This is a genomic window from Alicyclobacillus dauci (genome assembly GCF_026651605.1).
Classification (GTDB): domain Bacteria; phylum Bacillota; class Bacilli; order Alicyclobacillales; family Alicyclobacillaceae; genus Alicyclobacillus; species Alicyclobacillus dauci.
This window is the reverse complement of record NZ_CP104064.1, coordinates 2,579,122-2,598,212: the sequence shown is the minus strand read 5'-3', so window position 1 is coordinate 2,598,212 and position 19,091 is coordinate 2,579,122. Positions and strand designations below refer to the sequence as shown.

Here is a 19,091-nt window from a genome sequence, read left to right as displayed (position 1 = left end):
TTCATTCGTGGGGGATATAGATGACTTCATTCAAGTATGGGAGCCTACAGATTGACCGAGTAGAAAACACGTCTGGGGTTTTTTACGGGCGAAATGTCCATTTCGATTTTGTGTCCAGACAGAAAATCAACGAGGGTGTTGGCGACTCGCACGGTATCAACAATCAATTCGAGGAGAACAGATCGGTGGTCATCGACGGTGATTTTCTGGACAGTTTCTTTGAATGATTGTCTCCCCAATAACCTTGATATGCATGTGAGTTCAAATCCGATGAGAGTTGGGAGGGGGAGAACGTGGTATCCAAAAACAATCAGAATCCTTTTGATATTTTACGAAATTTCGGAGACATGGCTGACATCCAGAAGTTCTTGGGACCCGATTTTTTTAAGAATATTCCTCTTCCCAATATGCAAAACGGGTCGTTCTTCAATGATTCAGCTCGAACGGAAGATAAAGAGGATGAATTCCCACGCGTGGATTTATACAACCGGGGCAATGAGATTGTTGCCGTGATTGAGATTCCCGGGTTGTCAAGCAGCTCTGATGTGGCATTAGGTGTTCGTCCCAACCTTTTATCGGTCAAAGGAACAATTACCGCGCGTTTTAACCTCCGAGACGATACGGTCCTGTTGTCGGAATGTCATCACGGAAATTTCGAGCGTGAAGTGGAATTACCGATTCGTGTGATCGCAAATGAAGTCAAAGCGGTGTATCGGAGTGGCTTATTGGTCGTGTATTTAACAAAGGATAAGTCACATGATGGTCCGGAAAGTCTGGTGTCAATCGATTTTGGTGAGGAATAATATTGCGTCTCGTCTGGGTGGATAAAACGCCAAACTTGGCACTGACATAAGAAACCGCACCGAAACGGCGCGGGTTTAGTCGTGCGTATTTCCTGATACCCCTTAACTATTTAGGAATATACCCTGCTTATAGTCTTGGTCATGAATAACTCCGTCGACGAGATCTGGATCATGTACCACACTAACGTTTCCTAAGCTCCTATTGTTGGTACCATATACACTCCCATAGCCTACGTTTTCCTTCTCGTGGGTGTCTTGTCCGTTAATGTTTGATTGCCCCACAAAAACACCGCTATTTTGTTGCATAGAATTCACATTGATTTTATCAAACCCGATAATTTGAGTTGAAGGTTCTTTCTTCTGGTTTTGAACAAAGGCATGAACATCGCGGTCATCAATGAGGGTATCAGCATAATCGCTGTCAAAGATAAAAGTAGCATTGTTTTTTATAAAATTGGATGAATCTAGGGAACCAAACCCGATATTATCTTTCCCGTGTGAACTCCAACCGTAAATCACATTTGAATCAGAAATAAATATACCGGAGCAGTGGGATATAACTTGAACGTTAATATTGATTGGCGGGGATTCACGTAACTGACTCTTCATACTTGCCCACTCAAGCTTGATTTGACATCCGAGTCGAGGATCGGAGCATCAATCACCTCTAGCCCATCAAACATATAATTGAAATTTCCGTTAACGATAAAGGCTCCATATGTTCCTGTTTGACCAGCGTTCTGTTTTTGATTCGCGTCTAGTCCGTTAATGTTAACTTCGCCGATATATGTACCGGAGTTCTGTTGCGGCGAGTTACACGTAATCATGTTGAAGGCGATAAGAGATGGCATGTTTAGGCGTTCTCCTTGTCAATTTAGTTTAAATATCTCCATGACGGCTGAACGTTCGTAGTGGAGTATATGCTTGAGTCCAGCAGGTGATTCAGAAAACAAGGCTTACAGCACAGCCGGATCGAGTGTTTTGTGCTACATCTCGAAATCGCTCAGTGGAACTCGTATCATCTGATGCCCACTACTACAACACTTCAGAGGATTAATGCGAGCTAGGTGAACATAAACAGTATCCAGTTTCTTAAATAGATTGTAAAATAATCTAGAGGTTTCTAACATATCTCCGGAGGTGTTCCATTGCATTTCCCGGTGTATATTCACATTGGTCCGTGGACTTTGCCGCCACATCCTGTGTTTGAATCTTTGGCATATTTTATCGGGGCGCGTCTTTATTTTTTCAACGCTAGACGTTCGAAGCCCATTCCCTTTGATCAAGGGGTGTGGGTGCTCGTTGGGGCCGTGGTTGGTGCGGCCACGGGTGCCAAAATTCTGTCTTGGTTGGAAAATCCCATCGCCCTTATCCACAACTGGTCGAATCCAACATATTGGATAGGTGGTGAAACCATCGTCGGCGGTCTGCTTGGTGGCTTGGTTGGTGTGGAAGTTGCCAAGAAATGTGTGGGGTGGAAGCAATCAACCGGAGATTCGTTCGTGCTGCCGCTCATTGTTGGTATGTGTATTGGACGTGTCGGTTGTTTCCTCGCGGGTTTGCCGGATCACACGTACGGTACCCCGACTCATTTCGTGACTGGCGTCGACTTTGGGGACGGTGTTCGCAGGCATCCGACGCAACTATATGAGATTGCTTTCCTGATTGTCCTCGGAATGTTCTTGTGGATTTTCTCCCGGTGGAACCGTTCGCGTTTTCCATGGAAACTTACAAACGCAGTGCAGGTCGACGGTGACAACAGGCGCTTTCCACCCGGAACGTATTTCCAAATGTTCATGGCTGCCTATTTGGGCTTTCGCCTGCTCATTGAATTTATTAAACCAACTCCACACGTTTACTTCGGGTTCAGCAACATCCAGTTGGCATGCATCGCTGGACTTGGCTATTACATACCCAAATTGTGTGTGACGTTGACTTATGGCGCTAAATGGCGGATGGAGGTCAAACATGCCCAATAGACCCTATATCTTTTACGAGCTGACCAACAGCATCTGTGCAACGTGCCTTCGTAAAGTAGAAGCAAAAGTGATCTTCCAGAGCAACCATGTCTATCTGTTAAAATATTGTCCAACACACGGGCGAGAAAAAGTGCTCATCTCGACCGATATCGAGTACTTCAAGAAGTGCCGGGAGTTCCTTAAACCTGCCGAGATGCCGTATTCATTCAATACACCGATTCAGTATGGTTGCCCGTATGATTGCGGCCTATGTCCGGATCACGAACAACACAGTTGCCTCACGCTTGTCGAAATCACCGATAAGTGCAATCTCGAGTGTCCAATTTGCTACGCGGCTTCGTCGCCACATGCCGGATCGTGGCGATCACTAGAACACATTGAGATGATGTTTGACGCCGTGGTCACGAATGAGCGGGAGCCCGATATTGTCCAAATTAGCGGCGGAGAGCCTACCATTCATCCACAGTTTTTTGAGATTCTCGACATGGCGAAAAATAAGCCGATCCGCCACCTCATGGTCAACACGAACGGTCTGCGCATCGCGAACGACAGAGAATTTGTACACCGGTTGGCGACATATATGCCTGGATTTAAAATTTACCTGCAGTTTGACAGCTTCGACGGCGAGGCATTGCGTGAACTGCGTGGCGTCGACTTACGGCACGTTCGCGAGCGAGCCATTGCTCATTTAAACGAATTCAACATCTCGACGACACTGGTCGTAACCCTGAAGAAGGGCCTGAACGATCACGAAATTGGGCCCATCATTGACTACGCCATTAAACAACCTGCGGTCCGCGGTGTCACGTTTCAACCCATTCAGGCAGCGGGACGACTGGAATCGTTTAATCCGGCAACGGATCGATTGACTCTCAGTGAGGTCCGGCAGGGTATTATCGACCAATCGTCATTGTTCAGTGCTGAAGACATTATTCCCGTCCCTTGTCACCCAGACTGCCTCGCAATGGGTTACGCGCTCAAGATGGGCGAAACGGTCACGCCGCTGACAAGTCTGATCCCACCCGAGGTTCTTCTGGAGGGTGATCGCAATACGATCGTCTTCGAGCAAGATGAAACGCTGAAAGACCGCGTCTTCAATCTTTTCTCCACCAGCCATTCACCTATGTCGTCTGCGTTGTCGCTAGAAAAGTTACTGTGTTGCCTACCGATGATCTCGGCACCGGAAAACATCACATACGAAAACGTATTCCGCGTCATCATTATGCAGTTTCTCGACCCGCACCACTTTGACGTTCGATCCGTCAAAAAATCGTGCGTCCACATCGTCCACCCAGACGGGCGTATTATCCCGTTCGACACCTACAACATTTTCTACCGGGATGATCGCGAGGCTACAGTGCGAACCATCCGCGCTGAGCTCGACGCGGCAAAGTTAGCTGTTGCTTCACGAACCAATGAGGAGGAGCACCGTGGACGATAACCGGAGCAGGCGTAGGGAGTTCATCGTTGCTTTGTGTAGCACAGCCGTCATCAATCTAGGGCTTGGGCTTATCTTCGGATGGTTTTTGATTTGGGTACTTTAATTACTGTACATCGTACCCATCTCGGTCTTTTTTTTCCTCACGAATCGTAGGCACATCGTGGCGGCCATGTACATCCTTGCCGGAGTCACCGTCGTACTGGATATGGCAACCTGCGGTTACGCTGCGTCGAGCGGAGGGATTCATTGAGATGTTGGCTACGCATAACCTGGGGACGGGGGCTGGAATTTATAGCATGATGTGAGATGTAATCCGGTCTTGATGACGAACACAAAAAAACTAATTGGGTAGAATAATTTTAATTTTTAGAATTTATATTGTCAAATTTATAGCGCTCGTTTAATATAAGTTTATAAGTTTGTTTAACATCCAAATAAAAGGTGAGGGATCGAATGTTGAAGAAGCAGAAGGCTTTCATTTCGACAAGCGTAACCGTCGTTTTAGCGGCAGGTGTTCTCGTCACTGGGTGTGGGAATACGAGTGCGGGAGGGAGTCAGTCTAACAGTAGCGCATCAAATGCGTCGGGCAAGGCATCCATTACGATTTGGGATATTCAGACTGGTCAATCGCAACAAGTTGTGAAAAACATGTCGCAAGCTTTTAACCAATCCCATTCAAGCATTCAATCAAATGTACAATTCTTCGAGAATGATCCATATAAGCAGAAAATTCAAATTTCAATGGGGGCACATAACCCACCAGATATTTTTGTCGGTTGGGGTGGCGGCGTGTTGAAGTCCTATATTGATGCGGGAGACGTGTACGATTTAACCTCAGCACTCAATTCCGATTCAAGTTGGTCAAATCGTTTTCTTCCATCCGTTATGAAACCGGTTACTTTTAACGGTAAAGTGTATGGAATTCCAAATGATAACGTTCAACCAGTTATGTTGTTTTATAATAAGCAGCTATTTAAACAGTACAATCTGACACCACCAAAAACGTGGGATGACTTGTTGAATGACGTGAAAGTCCTTAAATCCCACAACATTACTCCGATTTCTCTTGGCGGCAAAGATCAGTGGCCGGATTTAATGTATGAAGAGTACTTGGTGGATCGTGTCGGTGGACCGACTGTGTTTAATAACGTCGTCACGGGTAAGGCCAACGCATGGTCCGATCCAGCTTTTATGAAAGCGAATACAATGATCCAGCAACTAGTCAACGCCGGAGCATTTGAACAGGGATTCAGTTCTGTCAGTTCTAATCAAGGAGAAGATGCCGCACTCCTGTATACCGGCAAAGCTGCGATGGAATTGATGGGCAGTTGGGGATTTGCAACGGTTTTGTCTGACGACAAATCGTTCATCGAACAAGGGAACCTTGGTTTTGCCACATTTCCCACGGTTTCCGGCGGCCAGGGTGACCCGAATGACATCGTGGGCAATCCATCTAATTATTATTCTATCTCGAACGATTCAAAGAACAAATCCGCCGACGTAACTTTCCTCAAGGATGCGGTATTGAGTTCGCAAAACGTTAAGGACTGGATCAGTATCGGGGACGTACCGCCCGTACAGGGCATCGAATCTCAACTGAAGCAAGCTACTTACGGTGATTACCTGTCCTTCACCTACGATATGGTTAAAAATGCACCGAACTTCCAGGCTTCCTGGGACCAAGCCCTACCTCCTAGTGAGGCTCAGGAATTGCTCACCGACCTCAGCAAACTGTTCCTTAACCAAATGACACCACAACAATTCTCGGATGACATGAACAAGTATATCAAGTCGTGAGTTCGTGAGAGATGGCCTAGCGGCCATCTCCGCGTATATCACTGGTTGGGAGTGAATAAACGTGGGGACCAGGATGAATTGGCAGAGGTGGTTAATGGTTGTTCCGGCCGTCCTATTTTTCGTGGTATTCGCGTTGTTTCCTATGGCCATAGCCGTGTACTACAGCGGGCTTCAATGGAATGGCATTGGAGCCGCCAAGTGGGTTAACTTGATGAATTGGCAGCAGGTACTTCATGACGGTGAGGCTCTTCACGCACTTCGCTTAACGGGTGAAGTGATGGTTCTCTCGTGGGTTTTCCAAACACCTGTAAGTCTGATGGTTGGTGTTTTTCTTGCTGGTCGGCAAAAACATCGAGCTGTTTTTGGGGTGTTTTACTTTGTTCCACTGCTATTTTCATCCGTAGCCATCGGGGTCACTTGGTCGTACATGTTAAATCCAAACTTTGGGTTGATCGATGCGCTGTTAAAGTCACTTCATTTTGGCAGTGGCAATCAAAACTGGTTGGGGAACACGCATATTGCCCTTTTGGTTGTCAGCATGATCATTGCATGGCAGTTCATACCGTTTCACTCGCTGTTGTACCAAGGCGGTGCCAAGCAAATTCCCGATTCCCTGTACGAGGCGGCCACAATTGATGGTGCCAGTGTGTGGAGTAACTTTTTCTCTATCACTCTGCCGCAACTGAAGTACACCATCATTACATCGTCGGTGCTGATTTTGACCGGGTCACTTACGTACTTTGACTTGATTTACGTACTCACAGGCGGAGGACCTGGTGAATCGTCGACTGTCCTCGCAATGGATATGTATAAACAGGCTTTTGTTAACCAGAATATCGGACTTGGCAGCGTACTCGCCGTCATTCTGGCTGTGGCTGGCGTCCTCTTGTCGATTTTAACGCTGCGGTTTACCGGATTTAATCGAATGGAAAGTCAACTGGAGGGTATGTGATGGTGGTCACAGATACGGCAACAGCGAACCCTCGCACCCGCTTGCAGAGAAAGCGACGTCGGCGTCCTACATGGTACAACACCCTGTTTTCTGTAATGGGAGTTATGTGGCTCATCATAGCGTTCTACCCCGTTCTGTATATGCTCATGACGAGCCTACGTTCACAACAAGGGTACCTCGTAGGTATTCCATGGCTGCCGTCGCTACATCCGACATTTGAAAACTACAGAACGGTTGTACAGGCAGGCTTCACGCATTATTTTGTGAATAGTTTGATTGCGTCTCTTTGTTCGGTTGTGTTCATTATTTTCTGTGCTCTTCTATGCGCCTACGTGGTCGTACGGAGCAGAAGTCGCATTATCCGCTTGATCTTTGATGTGTTTTTGGTGGGACTCGCCTTACCAATTCAAGCAGCTATCATTCCCATTTATGTGCTCATCACGAAAATGGGACTATATGATACACTGCTTGGTTTAATTCTCCCGTCTGTCGCCTTCGGGCTTCCACTAACATTATTAATTCTTGTAAGTTTTGTACGTGATATACCAAATGAATTGTATGAGTCTATGGGGCTCGAAGGTGCAAGCGATTTTCGACTACTACGACACTTGGTGATTCCGCTAGCAACACCAGCTCTGATTTCCGTAGCCATCTACGACTTTGTTCAAGCGTGGAACAACTTCTTGTTCCCGTTAGTATTGACCCAAAGCGAGCAAGCGCGCGTCATGCCAATGGCGATCGTGAGTTTTCAAGGCCAATATACCATGAATGTTCCAGTTACCATGGCAGCGGTTATTCTATCAGCTTTGCCGTTGATTCTAGCTTACATCTTCGGGCGTCGCTATTTACTTCGAGGAATGCTCGCTGGATTTGGAAAATAGCAGTGAAATTTGGCCGTGATCCAAGATGCGAGCGGGTTACGTGAGAATGGAGGACTGTCTATGCGCACCATTTACGGGGATTCGACAAGATCGATTGACGAGCGAGCCACGATGTTGCTGAACGAGATGACTATTGAGGAAAAGGCTTCCCAACTGACGGCAGTTTGGGCCTATGAAGTAATGGACGGTCTGGAATTTTCGGAAGACAGGGCGGCGACTCGCTTCCGTAACGGAATCGGGCAGATCACGAGAATTGGTGGAGCAACGAATCTTGGTCCCGCAGGTATAGCACGGATGGCCAATCAGATTCAAAAGTTTCTCCTCGATCACACCCGTCTCAAGATACCGGCAATTGTCCACGAGGAGTCATGCAGCGGTTACATGGCGAAAGGGGCGACTTGTTTCCCTCAATCCATCGGTATTGCGAGTACATGGGATGAGGATATTGCAAGACGTGTTGGGGAAGTAATCCGCCGACAGATGCGTGCTGCAGGTGCTCATCAAGCACTCGCGCCGCTTCTCGATGTCACCCGAGATCCGCGATGGGGCCGGATTGAGGAAACATTCGGAGAGGATCCCTATCTGGTTGCCCAAATGGGCATTGGATATGTTAAGGGATTACAGGGAGAGGAGTTGACGGACGGCGTCATTGCGACCGGAAAGCACTTCGTCGGATACGGCATCTCGGAAGGTGGAATGAACTGGGCACCAGCGCACATCCCGGAACGTGAGCTGCGCGAAGTGTACCTGTATCCGTTTGAAGCCGTTGTCCGGCAGGCCAATTTAGGAAGCATCATGCCAGGCTATCATGAATTAGACGGTATCCCGTGTCACCACTCTAGATATTTGCTTTGCGACCTGCTTCGCAACAGGTGGGGTTTTGACGGCCTCGTCGTTTCAGATTATTTCGCTGTGAACATGTTGTACGAATACCACCACGTGGCGAAGGATAAACGTCAAGCTGCTCAATTTGCTGTCCGTGCAGGCGTTGACGTGGAATTACCAAGCAGGGATGTGTATGGGACAGCACTCGTCGAGGCACTAAGAAGCGGATTGATCCACATCGAGGAAGTGGATCAGTTGGTACGCCGAGTCCTTACTATGAAAATGCGGCTCGGGTTGTTTGAGAACCCGTTCGTGGACTCGGAGAGAACGCTAGAGGTCTTTGATAACAAAGAACAGAGGGCATTGGCCAGGTACGCCGCACAGAAGTCAATTGTTTTGCTGAAAAATGAACAAGGCATGCTGCCCTTAAGTAAGTCCGTCAAGAAAATCGCGATCATTGGTCCGAATGCCAATAGTATCCGGAACATGGTAGGCGATTACGCTTATGCATGCCATATCGAGTCACTGCTCGAAATGCGGGACCAAGGCAATGTCTTCGATACACCGTTGCCAAGTGAGGTGCAAGTTGACGACCAGTTTGTCCCCATGCAGACCATTCTCGCAGCCATTCAAGAGAAAGTAGGCGCGGGACGAGTCGCCTTCGCACAGGGATGCGGTGTCACTGAAACGAACGAATATGGTTTTGACGAGGCACTCGCAATCACCCAAGGTGCTGATGTGGCGGTTGTTGTGGTCGGTGATCGCGCAGGTTTGACCGACAAATGCACAACGGGTGAATCGCGCGACAGGGCTACGCTCGGACTACTCGGTGTTCAACAAAAACTGGTCGAAGCGATTGCGGCGACGGGAACGCCGACGGTCGTCGTATTTGTTAGTGGCCGTCCGCTGGCAACACCCTGGATAGCACAACATGTTCCCGCAATTATTGAAGCGTGGTTGCCCGGTGAGGAAGGCGCTGTGGCGGTTGCGGATGTCTTGTTTGGCGATTACAACCCAAGCGGTCGTTTGCCAATTTCTGTTCCGCGTTCAGTGGGGCAGGTTCCAATTTACTACGCCCATAAACCATCCGGGGGCCGTTCACACTGGAAAGGTGCGTACGTCGATGAAAGTAATGAGCCGTTATATGCATTTGGCCATGGTCTCAGCTATTCAACGTTTGAATACAGCGAACTCACGTTTTCTTCAGCTACGGTAGATGTGAACGGAACGGTAGACATCTCGTGCCAGGTGACGAACACGTCGGATCGAACGGGTGAAGAAGTTGTCCAACTGTACATCCGGGATGTGGAAGCAGATGTGACGAGGCCCATGAAAGAGCTTCTCGGATACATCCGAATCTGTTTGGAGCCAGGTGAAACGAAACTCGTGACGTTTGCCCTGCACGCACACCAAGTCGGTTTTTACAATCGAGAGATGCAGTACGTTGTCGAGCCAGGCGTAATTGAGGTGAAAATTGGCTCTGCTTCAGACGACATTCGACTTGAAGGTCACTTCACACTATGTGGTGATGTGACAAATGCAGAAGCTACGAAGATTTTTTCGACACCGGTCAAAACCTCATCAACAAATGGGTCGGTACAATGACCTACTGTCACAGCACCGGGCTAGATGACTGACATGGATTCGAACGGGGGAGGCGCCCGATGAAGACTGCACTGATTGTCTATGGTGGCTGGGAAGGTCACTACCCGAGTGAAACAGCCAATATATTGAGGGAATTACTCGAAGCGGAGTACTTTTCTGTCACGCTTAGGGACAGCTTAGATGCACTAGAAAGTGTGGAAAGATTACAAGATTACCAACTTATTATTATCCATTGGACTCAGGGCGAAATCACATCGGCGCAGTTCGATGTGTTGCGACAAGCCGTGTATGGTGGCGTTGGTTTAGCAGGAATCCACGGGGGACTTGGTGACGCCTTTCGGAATGTCCCAGAATACCAGTACATGGTTGGAGGCCAATGGGTGGCTCACCCGGGTAATGATGCTGTCACATATGACGTGCATATCTTGGATCAGGAACATCCAATCACGCGCGGCATTTCCGATTTCTCGGTTACTTCGGAGCAGTACTACATGCATATTGATCCCGCCATTCATACCCTGGCCACAACCCAATTCGGGGACACCACGATGCCAGTAGCGTGGACGAAAAGGTACGGTTTCGGTAAGGTGTTTTACCATTCTCTCGGCCATAAGCCTGAGATTGTCCGAATGCAAGAGGTAAGCAAGCTTACACGACGGGGAATGTTGTGGGCAGCATCTGACAAAGAAGCAAGTCCTTGGAGGGAATGAATGTGCAATCCTTGAACGTAGGGATTATCGGATGCGGACACATCAGCGGGATTTATTTGAAGAATCTATCGGACTTCGCCAATTTGAACGTACTCTCTTGTGCTGATATCGATGTAACCCGTGCAACAAACCGAGCCCGTGAATTCAACGTCCCAAGGGTCTGCTCCGTTGAGGATCTCCTGGCCGACGATGCAATCGACATTGTCGTCAACTTGACGATTCCGCAGGCGCACGCCGAAGTCTGTCATCGAGCACTAGAGGCAGGTAAGCATGTCCATGTGGAGAAACCATTAGCAACCAACACGGTGGCGGCAGGCTCGATTTTGGAGTTTGCAAAGGAAAAGAACCTGCGTGTGGGCGTAGCGCCTGATACTTTTCTTGGTGCTGGACTGCAGACGAGTCGCAAGTTAATTGACGACGGATGGATTGGCCGCCCCATAGCCGCAAATGCTTTTATGATGTCGCACGGTCATGAGCACTGGCATCCAGACCCGGCGTTTTACTACCAGTCTGGCGCCGGCCCGATGTTTGATATGGGCGTTTATTACTTGACTGCCTTCGTTCATCTATTAGGTCCAATCAGCCGCGTTACGTCTTCTAGCCAGATTTCATTCGAGGAGCGAATGATTCTGAGCGAACCAAAGAAAGGTCAGAAAATTCAAGTGCAAGTTCCTACCCACATTGCGGGCATTGTGGACTTCGAATGCGGGGCAGTGGGTACAATTGTCACAAGTTTTGATGTGTGGCATGCTAATGTCCCTCGCATAGAGATCTATGGCTCCGAGGGAACGCTAAGCGTCCCTGATCCCAACACGTTCGGAGGTCCGGTCCTCGTACGACGGTACGATACCCCCGAGTGGATCGAGATGCCCCTGACTCATGGTTTTCTGCATAATAGTCGCGGATTAGCTGTGGCTGATATGGCGAGGGCCATTTTAGACGGCGGACCCCACCGTGCTAGTGGAGAGCTCGGCCTTCACGTGTTAGAAATCATGGAGGGTTTTCATAGAGCGTCAACAGAGGGAAGGCATCAGGCCGTGACAAGTCGCTGTTCGAGGCCGATGCCCTTGCCTACGGGATTTTCGTTATATTAGTTTGTTTAGTAAACCGACAATTAGACACACATGCTCAAAAAACTGGTAAACTACCGTGGAAAGGTGATTTAAAATGGCATACTTCCCAGACGTCGAGAAAGTCACATATGAGGGACGGCAATCTCGAAATCCTCTTGCTTTTAAGTACTATAATCCGACCGAGATCGTAGCAGGCAAAACGATGGCTGAACATCTTCGTTTTGCCGTTAGTTACTGGCATACGTTTACCTTAACGGGCACAGATCCGTTTGGCCAGCCGACGATGGTTCGTCCGTGGGACGGTTTTAGCGGGCTAGACTTGGCGAAGAAACGTGTCGAGGCGGCATTTGAATTCTTCGACAAGTTGGGTGTGGCGTATTTTTGTTTTCACGACCGGGATATTGCGCCGGAAGGCGACACACTTCGCGAGACAAATCGAAACCTTGATATTATTGTGTCAATGATTAAGGACTACATGACAACGTCGGCGAAGAAGCTGTTGTGGAACACACAAAATATGTTCTCCCACCCCCGTTTCGTACATGGTGCAGCGACATCGCCGAATGCGGACGTATTTGCCTATTCGGCAGCACAAGTGAAGAAGGGGCTTGAGGTGGCCCTTGAACTGGAGGCAGAGAATTATGTCTTTTGGGGTGGACGAGAAGGCTATGAAACGCTACTGAACACGAATTTGCAACTGGAGCTGGACAATCTGGCACGGTTGCTAAAAATGGCGTGCGATTATGCGGACGAGATCGGATTTAAAGGGCAGTTATTAGTCGAACCAAAGCCGAAGGAACCTACAAAGCATCAATATGACTTCGATGCAGCGACGACCATTGCGTTTTTGCAAAGATACGGGTTGAGCGACCGATTTAAACTGAATGTTGAGGCAAATCACGCATCCCTTGCAGGACACACATTTGACCACGAGTTGGCCGTCAGCCGGGTGAACGGAATGCTCGGGTCGGTCGATGCGAATCAAGGGGATGCGCTACTAGGTTGGGATACGGATGAGTTTCCTACGGATCTTTACAGTACAACGCTGGCGATGGTTCAAATTTTGAAAAACGGCGGACTACATTCCGGGGGGCTCAATTTTGACGCGAAAGTGCGGCGCGGCTCAATGACTCCGCTCGATCTCTTTTATGGCCACATCGTCGGCATGGATAGCTTTGCTCGCGGTCTCAAAGTGGCGGCTAGACTCATTGAAGATGCTGTATTCGATGATGTGATTACAGAGCGATATGCAAGCTACCAAAGAGGTATTGGCGCGGACATCGTTTCTGGTAAGTCCACCCTGAAATCGCTCGAAGAGTATATTCTTGATAAGCAGGTCACTGTACAGGAATCGGGTCGGCAAGAATTCCTGCTTGCAAAGTTGAATCAATACTTGTTGGAAGTGGAATGAACATCGGCTCTTCGCTGGTTGAGATGGGTTGAACAAGTCAATCATGGAGGTATAAAAACCCATTGGCAAACCAGAGTTAGGGTCAATGCCTCCTTGTTGTCGGCTTGACATGACTTGTAGGATGCCAAGTTGGGCATCCGTCAAGAGCTTTCGCGGCATATCCTCCCGTTGGTCGGTATTCCACGCTCTCTTGACGTAACAGGAGGTTATCCAAATGTCCGATCCCGTTCTTGACTTGTTCAATCACTCTATTGGCGTTCAATCTCCCTGGCATGTTACTTCGGTTGAATTCAGCAAAGAGAATAAACGTCTTGACATCACGGTCGACTACAAAGATGGAACCAAGTTCCCATGCCCAAATTGCGGCAGTCAGAACACGGACATCTACGACCGCGACACTCGCTCATGGAGGCACCTCAATCACTTTGAGCACGACACATACATTCACGCCAAAGTGCCTCGAATCTGGTGCCATGATTGCTCGAAGGACAAGGGGGTGTACGGACCATCGAAGTGCCCTGGGCACGCAAACGCGGGCATTTCTCATACGGCTTCGAGGCATTCATCCTTCAACTGGTTCGCGAGATGCCCGTTCTGGCAGTTGCACGTCTAGTCGGGGAACATGATACCCGTATCTGGCGTATCGTTCGCCACTATGTGAATCAGGCTCGCGAATCACAAGACTTCTCAGATGTTCACCACATTGCGGTTGACGAAACCTCTACAGCTCGCGGTCATCACTACGTGACCGTTGTTGCAGATACAGAGCAAAGACGGGTAATCTTCGTCACGCATGGCAAAGACATGAGTACCCTTACGCGATTCGTCGATGATTTCACGCGACATGGCGGCGACCCAGATGAAATCGAAACTGTCTGCTCCGACATGTCTCCAGCATTTATTGCTGGTGTTCACAAATACTTTCCTGACGCTTCACTCACATTTGACAAGTTCCATGTTACGAAAGTAATCGGTGAAGCGGTGGACAAAGTACGCCGTGAAGAACAACGCACACAGCCCATGCTCAAACAATCCAGGTACATTTGGCTGAAGAATGAGCACAATTTGACAAGCAAGCAAAAAGAGCGATTACAGGAGCTTCGGCACTTAAATCTCAAGACGGCAAAGGCATACCAGATGATGCTGACATTCAAAGAGCTTTGGATACAGCCAAAGTCCCTTGCCAAGCCGTTTCTGGACAAGTGGTACTTCTGGGCCACGCATTCGCGGCTCAAACCAATGATTGACGCCGCTAAAACCATTCGCCGCCACCAAACTGGCATACTGTCTTGGTTTGATAGCAGAGTGAATAATGCCCTGATTGAAAGTATGAACAGTCTCATCCAAGCCATGAAACGAAGAGCGAAGGGTTATCGCAACGTCGAGAACTATATCTCTATGATTTACCTGTTGCTAGGCAAGTTGTCCTTCGCTTTACCCACCTAAAACAGCGAGGAGGCTGAACATCTGATGAGAAAATTGGAAGTTGTCCTAGGAATCGACGTTGGGACGTCAGGTACCAAAGTCATTGCTGTGGATGCGCACGGCGACGTTCAATCTTCGGCGTCAGCAAACTACGAAATGGACGTGCCGAGGATTGGCTACGCTGAGCAACACCCCGACTTGTGGTGGGATGCGACGGTACAAGGCGTTCAAGAGGTGGTTGCCGCGCTCAATCGCAAGGGCGTGGACTATTCAGTCGAAAGTATCAGTTTTTCGGGTCAAATGCACGGGTTGGTCGTGCTTGATGGCGACGGTAGACCACTGCGTCCATCTATTATTTGGTGTGACGTGCGAACCATAGATGAGGCAGCGTGGTTGGAACAGGTTGTAGGTCGGGATCGAATCATCGAATGGACCAGCAACCCGCCTTTACCGAACTTTACCGTCACGAAACTGCTCTGGGTAAAAGAGCACGAACCAGAAGTGTATCGTCGTATTGCGCACGTCATGTTGCCGAAAGACTACGTGCGTTATAAGATGACAGGCAACGTTCATACGGAAGTTACGGACGGATCGGGTACGTTGTTGCTCGACGTCGGTAAACGTGAATGGTCCACGCAGTTGTGCCAAGCACTGTCGGTTCCAAGCAGTTGGCTTCCAAACGTGGTCGAGTCCTCCACAATCTGCGGGTATTTGACAGAGGAAGTCGCGCGGACGTTGGGTTTGCAGCCAGGTATTCCGGTTGTCGCGGGCGCTGGAGATCAGGCAGCAGGTGCCTTAGGTGCTGGTGTACGTCGGCAAGGGCAGGTATCCATGGTACTGGGGACGTCGGGGGTGGTACTCACTCCGACCAAGCGTCCCCTTGTCGATCCCTCCGGAGCCTTGCACAGCTTCTGCCACGCCATGCCCGACATGTGGTTCTTGATGGGCGTGACGCAGGCGGCTGGGGGATCGCTTGAGTGGTATCGCGAGACGTTCGACGCAGCGACAGAGGCAACTGGGGAGCATGAAGACGCATTTCACGTGTTGCTCCGTGGTGCTGAGCGAGTGGTGCCAGGGAGTGAGGGACTGCTCTTTTTGCCCTATTTAATGGGTGAACGAACCCCTATCCTCGATCCGCTTGCGCGAGGAGCGTGGATCGGTCTGTCCCGTCGCCACGGGCAGACTCATCTGATACGCGCTTTGCTTGAGGGTGTTTCGCTCAGCCTAAAAGACTGTTGGATGGCGATGGGGAAACAAGGTGTGACAGCGACGGAGTGGCTGGTTTCGGGCGGGGGTGCGAACAGTCGGCTGTGGGTGGAGATTCTCTCAGCCTGTGTCGATAGATCTCTCGAAGTGGTGCAAGCCCGCTACGGACCGGCTTTGGGCGCAGCGATGATCGCCAGTGAAGGCGTCGGATTCGGCCATCGCCGTGACGGTGTCTTAACATGGGGCAAGCCCGGCGACAAGGTCCAAGGACCATCTGATTGGTCACCAAAGTACGAGCGGCTCTACGAGCTGTATCGCAGCGCCTATGTACAGCTAAAGGGTGTATTCAACGCACTTTCATATGAGATTTAAAGACACCGAGGTGATGAGCCGATATGACACGGACCGCTGACCCAGCTTTTATGAAGGCAACCAACAAGCATATCGTGCTCGACAAGATACGCTTTCACAGTCCCATATCGAGGGCACAAATTTCTGCGGAAACAGGACTTAATAAAGCGACCGTATCAGCCCTCATCGATGAACTCATTCAAGAGGGGTTGGCGATAGAAGTTGGACACGGACAGTCTCGAGTGGGACGGAGACCCATTATGCTCTTGTTCAACGAACAGGTGGCCAACGTACTTGGGGTGGAGCTCGGTGTCGAATACATTCGCATTGTGGTTACCAATTTAGCGGCAAAGGTGCTCAAGACGTATGATTTTGAACTTCCACATCATATGGATCCGACAGGAGTGATTGAGACGGTGATGTCGGCCGTCCATGAGGCTATTGCGGACGCCCCGCCGTCGAAACATGGAATCATCGGTATCGGCATTGGGGTACCGGGATTGGTAGACTATCACCGAGGTATTGTTCTTAAGGCACCGCATCTAAATTGGGATAATGTCCCCATCAAGGCGATGCTCGAAACCAGGTTCGGAAAGCCCGTATTTGTTGACAACGAGGCTAACGCTGGTGCACTGGGCGAGAAGATGTACGGTGTGGGCACAAACGTCGAGAATCTGTTGTACATCAGTGCGGGGACAGGAATCGGCACGGGGATTGTGCTCCACAACGAACTACTGCGCGGGGCTGATGGAGTCGCTGGGGAGTACGGGCATATGAGTATCGATCTCAACGGTGCGAAATGCCTCTGCGGCAATCACGGATGTTGGGAACTATACGCGTCTGAGCGAGCGCTTGTCGCAAACTTCGAAAAACTAACCGGTCGTCAGACAGACTTCAAAAGCATTGTGGCGTCTCTGGAAAACTCGGATCCCGCTGCATTGCAGGCGTTTCGTTCGGTCGGGCAGTACCTCGGGATCGGGGCGACAAACCTCATTAACGGGTTGAACCCGTCCATGGTGATTCTCGGGAATAGACTCGCCCGAGGCGGGAAATGCGTACTGGATGGGCTTCAACATGTCATTCAAACGCGATGTTTTATCGCCCCGTACTCGAAATTGTCCGTTCAGGTTTCCGCCCTCGGACGAGATGCGTGTCCGGTCGGGGCTGCGGCACTGGTGTTACACGACTTTTTTGCCGGACCGAAGGCGGAGGTCTAATCGCCACCTATCTAGAAATCAACTGTCATGAAGCGATGGTGATACAAATCTGCAAAAAGAGAGGAATGGGCTGATATGTCTAACGACTCGCGTCGCGAGGTTGGGATTGGCATGATTGGATATAAGTTCATGGGCAAAGCGCACAGTCATGCATACCGTGACCTACCCTTTTTCTTCGATCCACAGGTTGTGCCTCGGCTCCGGGTCATCGCCGGTCGCGATGACCAGGGCGTCCAAGCGGCAGCTCTGAAGATGGGATGGCAGTCGTTTGAGACTGATTGGCGCAAGTTGCTCGAGCGCAAGGATGTCGACGTCATAGACATTGTTACACCAAACAACACGCATGCGGAGATGGCCATGGCGGCGGCCAAAGCCGGGAAGCACATCATCTGCGAAAAGCCTCTGGCGATGAGTCTGGATGAAGCGCAGAAAATGGTCCAGGCCGTGGAGGAAGCCGGCGTCGTTCACATGATCTGTCACAACTATCGGTTTGCACCGGCTGTTCAACTAGCGAAGCAACTCATTGAGTCGGGAAAACTCGGTCGTATCTACCACATTCGTGCAACCTACTTACAGGATTGGATTATGGACCCAAGTTTCCCCCTCTCTTGGCGTCTTCGCAAGGACACTACCGGCACAGGAGCGTTGGGAGACATCGGGGCACACATTATCGATCTCGCCCGTTTCTTGATTGGCGAATTTACGGAAGTGACCGGAATGATGGAGACCTTCATTAGAGAACGCCCAATTGGAGAGATGAACGGCGGCTTGTCGGCGACCAGTTCTGGGAACGAGATGGGTACTGTCGATGTGGATGATGCTTCGGCGTTTCTAGCTCGATTTGACAACGGTGCACTGGGCGTCTTCGAAGCAACTCGCTTTGCCGGCGGTAATCGCAATGGAAATCGTTTTGAGATCAACGGGGAAAAAGGTTCTATCCGATGGGATTTAGAGAACATGAACCTGCTCAGGGTGTACTTCTCAGATGATGAGCCCGGATTGCAGGGGTTCCGCACCATTAATTGCACCGAAGAGACTCATCCGTACGCGGGTGCGTACTGGCCATCAGGTCACATCATCGGGTATGAGCATACCTTTATCAATCTCTTTTCCGAGTTTATGAATGGCATTGCGGAGGGGAGAAGTCCAAACCCAAATTTCTACGACGGTTTCCGAAATCAAGCTGTTCTCGCAGCCGTGGAACAATCTGTGCGAGATAAGTCCTGGGCACGCGTGCAATCATGATTAACCGGGATGGATACTGAAAGAGACAGGAAAAAAATAAGTGGAGAATACTCTTCGGCCAACGGAGAGTATTTTTTGTACTCTCCCGTACTGTCCCTTGGTCTCCACACTTTCTCCAAACGGTCTCCAACCAACTGTCATATATCGCACCTATAATGGGGAACGAAATA

The 19,091-nt window shown here is 49.6% G+C and carries 16 protein-coding genes and 1 pseudogene; 15 read left to right on the top strand and 2 right to left on the bottom strand.

Annotated elements, in window-relative coordinates:
* Positions 1-20: 20 nt before the first annotated feature.
* Positions 21-227 carry a hypothetical protein gene (locus tag NZD86_RS13200; RefSeq protein ID WP_268042339.1) on the top strand — a complete coding sequence of 69 codons (207 nt, stop codon included), beginning with the start codon at positions 21-23 and terminating at the stop codon, positions 225-227.
* Between the two features lie 66 nt (positions 228-293).
* Complete coding sequence (locus tag NZD86_RS13195) at positions 294-803, top strand: Hsp20/alpha crystallin family protein (RefSeq protein ID WP_268042337.1); 510 nt, start codon at positions 294-296, stop codon at positions 801-803.
* A gap of 102 nt (positions 804-905) precedes the next feature.
* Here the strand turns inward: NZD86_RS13195 and NZD86_RS13190 are convergent, their stop codons facing one another.
* Positions 906-1,412, bottom strand: a complete 507-nt coding sequence (locus NZD86_RS13190; protein WP_268042335.1) for a hypothetical protein — start codon at positions 1,410-1,412, stop codon at positions 906-908.
* Entirely contained in the window at positions 1,409-1,654 is a 246-nt protein-coding gene (locus NZD86_RS13185; protein WP_268042333.1) for a hypothetical protein, read from the bottom strand. Before NZD86_RS13185 ends, NZD86_RS13190 begins: the two co-directional genes overlap by 4 nt.
* Before the next feature lie 297 nt (positions 1,655-1,951).
* Here NZD86_RS13185 and NZD86_RS13180 point away from each other — a divergent pair, with 297 nt between their 5' ends.
* The 13 genes and pseudogenes from NZD86_RS13180 to NZD86_RS13120 all read left to right on the top strand — a co-directional run bounded on the left by NZD86_RS13180 (position 1,952) and on the right by NZD86_RS13120 (position 18,921).
* Entirely contained in the window at positions 1,952-2,782 is an 831-nt protein-coding gene (locus NZD86_RS13180; protein WP_268042332.1) for a prolipoprotein diacylglyceryl transferase, read from the top strand.
* Positions 2,772-4,223, top strand: a complete 1,452-nt coding sequence (locus tag NZD86_RS13175; RefSeq protein WP_268042330.1) for a radical SAM protein — start codon at positions 2,772-2,774, stop codon at positions 4,221-4,223. Before NZD86_RS13180 ends, NZD86_RS13175 begins: the two co-directional genes overlap by 11 nt.
* Before the next feature lie 453 nt (positions 4,224-4,676).
* Positions 4,677-6,020 carry an extracellular solute-binding protein gene (locus NZD86_RS13170; RefSeq protein ID WP_268042328.1) on the top strand — a complete coding sequence of 448 codons (1,344 nt, stop codon included), beginning with the start codon at positions 4,677-4,679 and terminating at the stop codon, positions 6,018-6,020.
* 61 nt (positions 6,021-6,081) lie between these two features.
* Positions 6,082-6,972, top strand: coding sequence for a carbohydrate ABC transporter permease (locus NZD86_RS13165; protein ID WP_268042326.1), 891 nt, complete (start codon positions 6,082-6,084; stop codon positions 6,970-6,972).
* The gene (locus NZD86_RS13160) at positions 6,972-7,853 is read left to right on the top strand and encodes a carbohydrate ABC transporter permease (RefSeq protein ID WP_268042324.1); all 882 of its coding nucleotides are present in this window, start codon (positions 6,972-6,974) and stop codon (positions 7,851-7,853) included. The genes NZD86_RS13165 and NZD86_RS13160 overlap by 1 nt, the downstream gene beginning before the upstream one ends.
* A 60-nt stretch (positions 7,854-7,913) precedes the next feature.
* Positions 7,914-10,283, top strand: a complete 2,370-nt coding sequence (locus tag NZD86_RS13155) for a glycoside hydrolase family 3 N-terminal domain-containing protein (RefSeq protein WP_268042322.1) — start codon at positions 7,914-7,916, stop codon at positions 10,281-10,283.
* Between the two features lie 59 nt (positions 10,284-10,342).
* Positions 10,343-10,993, top strand: coding sequence for a ThuA domain-containing protein (locus NZD86_RS13150; RefSeq protein WP_268042320.1), 651 nt, complete (start codon positions 10,343-10,345; stop codon positions 10,991-10,993).
* Between the two features lie 2 nt (positions 10,994-10,995).
* Positions 10,996-12,087, top strand: a complete 1,092-nt coding sequence (locus NZD86_RS13145; protein ID WP_407655164.1) for a Gfo/Idh/MocA family protein — start codon at positions 10,996-10,998, stop codon at positions 12,085-12,087.
* Positions 12,088-12,160: 73 nt separating this feature from the next.
* Positions 12,161-13,477, top strand: a complete 1,317-nt coding sequence (gene xylA / locus NZD86_RS13140) for a xylose isomerase (RefSeq protein ID WP_268042316.1) — start codon at positions 12,161-12,163, stop codon at positions 13,475-13,477.
* Positions 13,478-13,691: 214 nt separating this feature from the next.
* Positions 13,692-14,923: pseudogene (locus NZD86_RS13135) on the top strand (ISL3 family transposase).
* Between the two features lie 24 nt (positions 14,924-14,947).
* Positions 14,948-16,480 (top strand): xylulokinase, encoded by a 1,533-nt coding sequence (gene xylB, locus NZD86_RS13130; RefSeq protein ID WP_268042314.1) that lies wholly within the window; start codon positions 14,948-14,950, stop codon positions 16,478-16,480.
* A 23-nt stretch (positions 16,481-16,503) separates the two neighbouring features.
* Positions 16,504-17,676: an ROK family transcriptional regulator gene (locus NZD86_RS13125; RefSeq protein ID WP_268042312.1), complete on the top strand. Its 1,173-nt coding sequence runs from the start codon at positions 16,504-16,506 to the stop codon at positions 17,674-17,676.
* 75 nt (positions 17,677-17,751) lie between these two features.
* Positions 17,752-18,921: a Gfo/Idh/MocA family protein gene (locus tag NZD86_RS13120; protein ID WP_268042310.1), complete on the top strand. Its 1,170-nt coding sequence runs from the start codon at positions 17,752-17,754 to the stop codon at positions 18,919-18,921.
* The last annotated feature ends 170 nt before the right edge of the window (positions 18,922-19,091 follow it).